This window comes from Flavihumibacter sp. CACIAM 22H1 (genome assembly GCF_001601815.1).
Lineage (GTDB): Bacteria > Bacteroidota > Bacteroidia > Chitinophagales > Chitinophagaceae > Flavihumibacter.
Genome location: NZ_LUKG01000004.1, coordinates 118,356 through 127,626, shown reverse-complemented (window position 1 = coordinate 127,626; position 9,271 = coordinate 118,356). Strand labels below are relative to the sequence as shown.

General features: G+C 42.6%; 6 protein-coding genes. 1 reads left to right on the top strand and 5 read right to left on the bottom strand.

The genetic code is table 11. From position 1 onward, the window contains the following. Positions 1 to 46: 46 nt before the first annotated feature. The 3 genes from A1D16_RS02390 to A1D16_RS02380 form a co-directional block, all read right to left on the bottom strand. The gene (locus tag A1D16_RS02390; RefSeq protein WP_290707421.1) at positions 47 to 3,238 is read right to left on the bottom strand and encodes a M1 family aminopeptidase; all 3,192 of its coding nucleotides are present in this window, start codon (positions 3,236 to 3,238) and stop codon (positions 47 to 49) included. 2 nt (positions 3,239 to 3,240) lie between these two features. Continuing rightward, positions 3,241 to 4,116, bottom strand: a complete 876-nt coding sequence (locus A1D16_RS02385) for an ABC transporter ATP-binding protein (RefSeq protein ID WP_290707419.1) — start codon at positions 4,114 to 4,116, stop codon at positions 3,241 to 3,243. A 263-nt stretch (positions 4,117 to 4,379) separates the two neighbouring features. Beyond that, a complete protein-coding gene (locus tag A1D16_RS02380; RefSeq protein WP_290707417.1) occupies positions 4,380 to 5,837 on the bottom strand; it encodes an amidohydrolase in 1,458 nt (485 codons plus the stop codon). A gap of 39 nt (positions 5,838 to 5,876) precedes the next feature. On the opposite strand from A1D16_RS02380, the gene A1D16_RS02375 reads away from it, so the two are divergent. After that, the gene (locus tag A1D16_RS02375; RefSeq protein ID WP_290707415.1) at positions 5,877 to 6,719 is read left to right on the top strand and encodes an alpha/beta hydrolase; all 843 of its coding nucleotides are present in this window, start codon (positions 5,877 to 5,879) and stop codon (positions 6,717 to 6,719) included. Positions 6,720 to 6,771: 52 nt separating this feature from the next. Here A1D16_RS02375 and A1D16_RS02370 read toward each other — a convergent pair whose 3' ends face one another. Next, positions 6,772 to 7,566 (bottom strand): TIGR00266 family protein, encoded by a 795-nt coding sequence (locus A1D16_RS02370; RefSeq protein WP_290707413.1) that lies wholly within the window; start codon positions 7,564 to 7,566, stop codon positions 6,772 to 6,774. Positions 7,567 to 7,585: 19 nt separating this feature from the next. Beyond that, the coding region (locus A1D16_RS02365) for an efflux RND transporter permease subunit (RefSeq protein WP_290707411.1) at positions 7,586 to 9,271 on the bottom strand (1,686 nt) is incomplete at its 5' end.

Sequence of the window (9,271 nt, the reverse complement as noted above, 5' to 3'; positions counted from 1 at the left end):
GTATTAGGGTTGAAACACGCTATTGTCTTTAAGAGCTCTCTGGCATTTATGGCAATCCCAAACTTAGGGGCTCAATTTTTTTAAATAGTGTATCAATTTTTGAATGAACAGACGGGTTCGTTAACCGGTATAGTTCATCCAAGAAATCTGATGAAACAGGTTTTGGGTTGGGATATTTATGTTTTTCAATGAAATTTCTCAGTACATCATTTAATTTTTGCTCACCTATTAATTCACTTAACAGATACATTACCACGGCTCCTTTTGAATAAGATATATGAGTTTCTCCGGCCTGAACCTTATACAATGGCTGTTCAACTGAAAAGCCCTTGCTGAAGGAATAAATATCGAAATGCATTTTTATACGATCCAACATTTTTTCTTTGCCGTGCATTTGTTTGAGCAACATCATTTCGGTGTACATGGCCAATGTTTCTGTAAGCATGGCTGATCCATCTCTGTCGTCAGGATATATTTGATTATTGCCCCACCAGAGATGGGCTAACTCATGCCCAGCTAATTCATTAATAACATCCTGCTGCTTATCTGCTTTAATATTGGAATGAAAAACCATGTTCTCTGTCATATAGATAGTAGCAGGGTAAGCCGTAGCTGCAAAGCCACTGGTGAAGCCCGATACTTCTGCAAATCGGATAGTTTTAAACGGATAGTTTCCAAAATTTCTTTCGCAATAATCCATGGTCAACCGTGCGTTATTCATGAGATGATCCACATTCTCTGCATGCGTAGGGTGATAATAGATTTCAAAACTTTTGCCTTTATATTTTTGCTTTTTTACTGCGTATCTTGCAGAAGATATACCAAACCTAAACGGAATGGGATCACTGGTTTTGTACTGAAATTGATTCCTGTTTTGTTGTTTCCATTTTTTTGTTAACTCTCCAACACCAAGAGCTGTTTGATTGCCTGATGTAGATATGGTCATATCAAGTGTAATAAAATCATCGTTAGCAGTCTTTGGAGCGTCAAAGTTTGTAGTGGCTGACCTGGCACCCAGTTTGTATTTTTTTCTGATTGCTTCATCTTCAATTTCATTTTCCAATACATATCCAAAATGAGGATAGTATCGGCTTATGCGCATAAAGGAACCATTCCCAACGATGGCATTAAAAGATTGGTGACCGTTCACCGCCTTCCACTCGTAGGAAATATCGAAATGAAAGGTAGCTTTTTGATTTGGCATCAACGCTTTCCGGAGTACAAGTACCTGATACTGATCTTTGACGGTGATTATTTCATCAGCAATTTTAAATGTAGCACTTTCTATTTTAAAATCATCTGCAAAATTGACCAGGATGCTGTCGATACCTGAATTGGTTTTGTTTTCAAGTTCGTAAACGCCCTTTATGTGGTAGGCGTTTTGTTCCGGAAACAAATCTACAGTTGTATTTATATTGGTAACAGTTGGTTGAGGTCGGTTGCTGTATTTACGATACTGCGTTTCATAACTTGCCTGTGCAGCTAAAACAGCTGTTTCGCTTTTGGGTTTATATCCATCCAATAATTTTACACCGGCATACGAAGACAGCATAACAGACCCAATTAAAGGCATCCATACCAGCCAACCTCTATTGGCTTTCTTTGTCAGGTAGTAGATGCTGACGAATGCTACCAGGCAACCAAGTCCAAAGAGTATTCCTTTCAAATATGCAGAGCCATACCTGCCAAATCCATTCATATCACTGTAGTTCGTCTGAATAACGCGGAATATTTTCGCCAGAGGATATGTGATAAAACTTTTACCTATGGATGTTGCCATTATAAAAACGAATAGTATTGCAACACCCATCCCTATATACTTCCGGTTAATTATTATCTTTATCAATAATAGAAATCCGCTCATTAAAAATAATGGCAACGTGATAAAGAGAAAAAGATTGCCATACACGTTCCATTCAATAGCAGGATAGTTGTACAATAACTGGAATACAATGCCTTCCGAAATTAATACAACCGTAAAAATCAGTGCTACTACTGTTAATGAGATCCATTTGGCAAAATAAGCGGTTGATGTATTGGCCGTACTGTTTTCAATCAGGTTAAAACGTACAGTGTTGCTTCTCCAAAAAATATCAAATGCATAATACAATAAGATGATCAAACCTAGTTCATAAAAATGCTGAATAATGGTGGTGGTCATTAATCCGGAGCTAACATATTGCTGGGGAATTCTAAGTCCCTTTTCAATGGCTGCATACATTTCCATCCCTACTGTAAAAAGGACATACAATAAAGCCAAGATAAACGGAATACTTTTTACAATATAGGTTAAATGTATTTTGGAAAATGAAAGCAACGATTTTACATGGGCCTGTATATTGTGCTGTGTGGGCGCTCGTTTATAGCTGAAGGCCAACTTATTATCGTGCGTGTTTTCTTTTGATTTGGAGCGGAGCTTTGATTGTTTTTTTGAAAAATTAAATTTTCTCACACTTATATAGAACAACAATAAAGAGACGAGTACGACAATCATTCTATTCAAGGCAAACAATCCCTTTATCGAAATGAGTTGTGTGTTTCTCTGGTCAACTGTCCAGGACGATGTTTGATAAAAATATGCAGACATCCCAAACGGATCTACAATAGCACTGATAAACCTTGCTTGTTCCGATTGGGGCAATGAGCCTGCCATTAAAGGTGAGCCCGAATAAATAAGGGTGATCATATAGATCATGTACAATGATAGGCCGCTAACGTAAATGATCAGTTTGTTTTTTGAGATCCATCCTGCAAAGCTTAACACAGCTATTGTAAAAATCGTGTTGACGAAGGTGAACAAGAGAACAGGTTGTATATAATAGAGCAATGAAACAGACTCATTTTTTAGGTTGGATGCCGCTAATTGATGGCCGAACAAAAAGCTTCCTGTAAATAAAATGGTAGGCAAAAAGCTGATTGTTAACAAGAATGCAAATCTTGCCGTAACAAATTGACTTTTCCTGATTGGAGTGCTGAAAAATATCTGCTCAAAATTATTGTCCAGCTCTTTGTTTGCATACTGGGCCGCAAAAATGGTTGAAAATAATATAGCGGATAAACTGAAGAGTGCGGTGATATAAGAAATTTGGTAAGGTGAATTTTGATAAACACTTTCACTTATTGTAAAATGTGCATCTTTTCCAATCACTACGCCCAATGCAACAATCAATATAAGCAATACATAGGTGCTCCATCTTTTGAAGAATCGTTTTATATCGAATAAGAATAAGGCAGTCATGATTAATTTGAATTCTGGTTAAGTATAGAGAAATACACATCTTCCAGAGTTGGGTCTATGGGCTGGAACCCATCGGGCATCATATCGGCCATGACATGAATATTCAGATTGCCTGATATGAATTGTGAGGATATAACCCGGTGATCTCTTTTATAGCTGTCAAGCTCCTGCTTTTTTATTTGCTTTCGTCCGATTCGTCCTTGAAGGCCTGTAATCAAATCATTGGGATTGCCTTGTTGTAAAACAGACCCTTTATTGATAATGGCCATCTGCGAACACAAATTGCGAACATCTTCCACGAGATGTGTGGAAAGAATAATGATGATATCTTCTCCCAATTCACTGAGTAGGCTGTTAAACCTGTTGCGTTCTTCGGGGTCAAGTCCTGCCGTGGGCTCATCTACAATAATAATCTTCGGATTGCCCAGTAATGCCTGAGCAACGCCAAATCTTTGCTTCATACCACCTGAAAACGTATATACTTCTTTTTTTCGATGAGTATACAGATTCACTTTTTGTAGTAGCGATAATATTTGTTCCTTTCTTTCATAAGTGTTGGTAACTCCCTTCAAAATAGCCAGGTGGTTCAGCAGATCGTAAGCAGTTATTTTAGGATACACTCCAAAGTCCTGCGGTAAAAATCCCAACTGCTTTTTAAGGAAGAAAGGATCATTCATAACATTAACGTTATTGAATATGATCTCGCCACTATCAGCAGCTTGAAGGCCAACAATGGTGCGCATGAGCGAGGATTTTCCGGCGCCGTTTGGTCCCAGCAATCCAAACAAACCATTGCTTATTTCCAAGGAAATGTTGTTGATGGCTTTTATTCCATCGGAATAGGTCTTGTTCAGGTTTTTGATCTGTAATTTGTTCATGGCAAAGCTTTTAAGCAATAGAATTCTATGCCCATGACAGAAATCATTTTGTTCGGATGATCTGTTTTTTATCCCCTATAGGCCTTCTTCTAATTCACATGCATAACAAAGATATAGTCCAAATACTGTATCTTGTAATACATAATACCTTGTTTGGTTTATTATGCTGTTGAACGGTCGTTTTTTTGGGATGACCGGTCATGAGGGTAATTCGACTTGGTTGGTGTAGTTTAACCTGGTACCAGCAATTTGGAAACCTCGTTTTAATCGCGGTAATTAAGGGCAGGAGCACGATTGCCCAAAAGAGGTATATAGCGGAAACCTGCGCCACGGGCAGCATCAAACTCAGCTCTTGCTTTCGGTAGAATAGCCGGCTCATGCAGCAGGTCGAGCAGGGTTAAAGCCATTGTTTTAGCGGCTACCATCATTCCTTTGGCACCGATTTCTGTTTTACCGCAAGCTACTGCCTGCCAGCTATGGGCCGGAGTTCCAGGTACCCAGGTAGCTGCTCTCAGCCCAACTGTTGGTACGGTATAACTCACATCTCCTACATCAGTAGACCCGGTTGTTTTACCAGAATTTACCCGAATCGGTTTTATGGCTGAGGCAGTTTCCACCGGATCAACGGCAAACCCAAAACTGCTTTGAATTTTTTTAGCAAATTCCAGTTCATCGGCAGTATAGCGAACACCACCTATGCGCAGCAGGTTTGATTGCATACACGCTGCCAAGGCGTTATTGAGCAATAGATCATATGTACCCCCAATAATTTCGAAATCGGTTCTGGTTTCTGTGCCCATAGCAGCCCCTTCCGATGCTTTTCGAATGCGCTCAAATAAGTCCATCACTACTTCCCGGTTTGGGTGCCTTACATAATAATACACTTCTGCAAAATCAGGCACTACATTGGGAGCTTTTCCGCCCTGTGTTATTACGTAATGAATTTTGGCATCTGCAGGTATATGCTCCCGCATCATGTTAACCATATAGTTCATAGCTTCTACTGCATCCAGTGAAGACCGGCCTTTTTCGGGTGCTGCGGCGGCATGAGCAGCAGTGCCATAAAACCGGAACTTGGCCGATTTATTGGCCAATGCACCATCTGCCCAGGTAGTATTTTCGTCGGCAGGATGCCAGTGCAATACGGCATCAACACCATTGAACAGCCCTTCACGAACCATATAAACTTTGCCCGATCCACCTTCTTCTGCCGGCGTGCCAAAAACTTTCAGGGTGCCTTTCCAATTATACTGCTGCATTAATTCCTTTACCTGAATAGCAGCAGCAATGGAAGCTGTTCCAAATAAATGATGCCCGCATCCATGCCCGGTTGTTTTTCCCTCTACTGGCTTTTTTTCCGGGATGGCCTGCTGCGATAAACCTGGCAGCGCATCAAATTCGGCCAGTATCCCTAGTACAGGCCCGCCTTCGCCGAAACTGGCAACAAATGCCGTGGGTATACCAGCTACCCCCGCTTCCACCTTAAACCCATTTTCTTTTAGGGCCTGTTGCAGTAAAGCCGAACTTTTTTCTTCCTTATAACCCAGCTCTGCATACTCCCAAATGGCAAATGCGATATCTTTATACTGGTTATAACGTTCCTGAATACCCGAAGCTGCTGCCGTTTTCCATTGCTCCAATACCGGTGCCCCTTTCTTTTTCTGACCCATTGAGGTAGCAGGCAGCATTGCTATCAAAACCAGGAAACCTATCACCTTCATAAACATTTTTTTTACTTGATTGTACAAGTTAGGGTATTTATGAAAAAACCATTCTTACTCCTGCTTATTGTACTGGTCAGCTGGCTGATCATGGCGCAAAGTTGTTTTATGTTCAGAACAGCAGATGCCAAGGCCATTGCTGCTTTCCAAAAAAGCGGTATTACGCTAAAAACCGGCACCCGTTACCAGAACGGAGCTCCTCTCCATTATGTGCAAACAGGGAGCGATTCACTGCCGACCCTGATCTTTATTCATGGAACGCCCGGCAGCTGGAATGCCTTTGAGATCTATTTAAGAGACAGTTTACTGCGCAACAGGTACCGGATGATCAGCATTGACCGGCCGGGGTTCGGCTATTCCAATTTTGGGAAAGCCTGGAACCTGGCCGACCAGTCGAAACTGATGGGCCCCGTATTAGCACAATTCAAAAACAACCAACCACTCTGGCTGGTGGGCCATAGCCTGGGAGGGCCAATGGTACTTCAACTCGACCTGGATTATCCGCAGTTGGCAACCGGGCTCGTACTAATTTCAGGCAGTATTGATCCGGATGCTGAAAAACCAGAGCACTGGAGAAAAATTCTGGAAAAAACCCCTTTGAAATTTTTCCTCCCCGGCGCTTTCCGTCCTTCCAATACCGAATTGATTTATTTAAAAACAGACCTCAAAATCCTGTCGCCCCGCCTGGGAGATGTTAAAAAACCAGTGCTTTTTATTCATGGTAAATCAGATAGCTGGGTTCCACCGGTGAATGTAGAATTCGGCATAAAACAATTGGTGCAGGCTACCCGTATTGACACTTTATGGTTAGAGGGAGGCCACTTCATACCCTGGACGGCCTTTACACCGATTCAACAGAAATTACTTGCCCTGCATCCATAAAAAAACCGGGTAAATAACCCGGTTCTTTTATGCGTTTAGCAGGCCAGAAACACTACCATCCATCTCCATCCAGTACATTTCCCAAGCCTCCCAGAATACTGCCCTCTTCTTTCCGGCGTGTTCCGCCATATTGAATAATTCTGCTGGCCAGGCGGCTGATAGGAAGTGTCTGAATCCAGACCTTACCAGGTCCGCGAAGGGTGGCAAAAAACAATCCTTCTCCGCCAAAAATGGAGTTGCGGATACCTCCTACAAACTGAATATCAAAATCAATGGTTTGGGTATAGGCTACTACGCAACCGGTGTCGAGTTTCAACACTTCGCCGGCTTGCAGTTCACGTTCAAAAACATGGCCGCCCGCATGAACGAATGCCATGCCATCTCCTTCCAGTTTTTGCATAATAAATCCTTCTCCGCCGAAAATACCGGTACCCAATTTTCGCTGAAGCGCAATACCAACACTAACCCCTTTTGCTGCGCAAAGGAACGCATCTTTCTGGCAAATTACCCGGCCACCCAGTTGCATCAGATCAAGCGGTATAATTTTACCGGGGTAGGGCGATGCAAAACTCACCCGTTTTTTTCCCTGTCCAATATTGGTATAGGTGGTCATAAAAAGGCTTTCACCGGTTAACACGCGTTTACCGGCACTTACCAGTTTACCCAGGAATCCGCCAGATTGTTGTTTGGAGCCATCTCCAAAAATAGTAGCCATCTGAACGCCTTCGTCCATCATCATAAAGCTTCCGCTTTCAGCTACTGCTGTTTCATTGGGGTCGAGTTCAACCTCAACATATTGCATTTCTTCCCCAAAGATTTTGTAGTCTATTTCGTGATTACTTCTCATGGAATAAAATTACTTTCTTTTAAAACCAACTTCCAACAAATGCTTTATAAGCAGGGTCTGCCTCATTCCCTTTGATTTTTCGTTTTCTTCTGGCTACAGCCACCCGGTGTCTGAACATGGTGTACAGGACCATCGGAATAAACAATAAAGTCAGGGGAGGAATTCCCATCATAGAGACCCATTTTCCACCAAATTGGTTGCGCATCGGACGTCTTAATCTTTCTGCCATCAGGTACATGGCCGGTACCACTACCAGGGTCATGAAGAAGGCAAAGGTTAAACCAAAGATGATGGTCCAGCTGAGCGGCTTCCAGAATACGGCATTATCACCCCCAAAGAAAATTTTCGGGTCCAGGTCGGAAAAGAGACTTATGAAGTTGATATTAAATCCTACCGCAAGGGGGATCAGGGCCAGGATGGCCGCCAGGGCTGTAAGTAACACGGGTATAATCCTGGTTTTTCCCGCCTCAATAACCGCTTCCCTGGTTTTCATGCCACGCGCTCTCAGTTCGTCTGCAAATTCGATTACCAGGATCCCGTTTTTCACCACAATCCCCGCTAACCCAATGATGCCGATACCTGTCATAACCACACTCACTTCCATCCGCGTAATGGCAAATCCAAGTAATACACCAATTACGCTGAATAAAATTTCTGTTAGGATGATGACCGGTTTACTGATCGAATTAAACTGCAATACCAGGATAAACAGGATCAGCATCAGGGCAATAACCAGGGCTTTTGACAGGAAGGCACCAGTTTCAGCCTGCTGTTCTCCCTCACCGGTTTGACGTATGGTAACCGATTCGGAAGTGAGTTTGAAATTGTCTATATGTTCTTTGATACGCTGGTTTACTTCCGTAGGAGTAAAACTTGATAGCACATTGGATCTAAGCGTGATTAAACGCTTTTGGTTTTTTCGTTTAACGCTACCCAGGGTACTGGTAAAATCAACATCTACCAAGGAGCTGATCGGGATCCGTTTAATAGCGCCTCCGCTGGCAAAATCGCGGAATACAATATTCATATTCAGCAGATCCACCAGGTTCTTCCGCTGTATTTCACTGTTTCGTAACTGAATTTTATACTCATCTTCCCCGTCCTTTATTTTAGACACTTCCCGGCCGAATAAAGCAGTACGGATCTGCATACCGATCTGTGCAGAAGAGACCCCTTCGCGTAAAGCACGTTCCCGGTTGATGGTAAGTGAAATTTCGGGGTTATTCAGGTCAATATCCATTTTCAATTCTTCCACTCCTGCTACCTGTATAGAATCGAGGTAGTTTTTTAAGGATACCGCTGATTTGATCAGGTCATCGAAGTCTTCACTGGCAATTTCGATATTGATGGGAGGATCGGTCGGAGGTCCGCCCTGTTCCTGGGCCACGCTTAGCTCGGCGCCCGGAATACCTTTTACCACCGCCCTGATAGAATCAAGGATAGGTTTGGTGGATTGCTCGTGTCGTTTTTCAAATTCCACGAAAGAAACCTGGATCCGACCCAGTTCAGGTCGGGTACTGCGGTCTCCGCTCATAGGGTCACTGGCACCTACGGCCACATTGGAAATTACCGACTCTACAATAGGGTTAGGCTTTTTACCACCGTCCATATTCAATACCCCGTATACCCGGTTTTCCAATACCCGGGTTACCGAGTCGGTATATTCTACAGAAGTACCAACGGGTAGTTTCAGGTATACGTATAC